This window comes from Rhizobacter sp. P2_H2 (assembly GCF_056403375.1).
In genome coordinates this window covers 1-572 of the sequence record NZ_JBFUFP010001807.1, presented here as the reverse complement: position 1 = coordinate 572, position 572 = coordinate 1, and the positions used below count along the sequence as shown (strand labels likewise).

Genomic DNA, 572 nt, shown 5'->3' with positions numbered 1-572 from the left:
GACGGGGCCTGGGTGCGGTCGTCGACGACCCACCAGCGGCCGTCGGGCGAGCGCGCCAGGTCGGCGGCGTACTGGAACAGGTGCACGCCGCCGGCCGGGCGGATGCCCTGCACCTGGTGCAGGTAGCCGCTGTGGCCGAACACCACCGACGGCGGCACGCTGCCGTTGCGCAGCAGCTCCTGCGGGCCGTAGATGTCGGTCAGCACGCGGTTCAGCAGCTCGGCGCGCTGCGCGATGCCGGCCTCGATCTCGTCCCATTCGGCGGGCGAGATCAGCAGCGGCAGCGGATCGACCTCCCAGGGGCGGTCGGCGCCCTGCGGGTCGGCATAGACGTTGTAGGTGATCCCGTTCTCGCGGATCTCGCGTTCCATCAGCGACAAGGTGTCGCCGATGTCGGGCCCCTGGCGCTGGGCCAGGGTCTCCAGGAAAGCTTCCCAGTGGGGGCGTGGCGCGCCGGGCGCCGCGAGCAACTCGTCGTAGCGACCCTCGTGGACGGCGTATCCCTCAAGCAATGTTCTGAGCATGTGTCGACTTCAAACCAGTCGCCAGTTTGTCATGGAACCGCCCCCCCC

The 572-nt window shown here is 69.9% G+C and carries 1 protein-coding gene; it reads right to left on the bottom strand.

The window, feature by feature from the left end; genetic code table 11:
• Positions 1 to 524: circularly permuted type 2 ATP-grasp protein (locus AC1D15_RS36320; protein ID WP_477829907.1), on the bottom strand; the 524-nt coding region annotated here is incomplete at its 3' end.
• Positions 525 to 572: the final 48 nt, after the last annotated feature.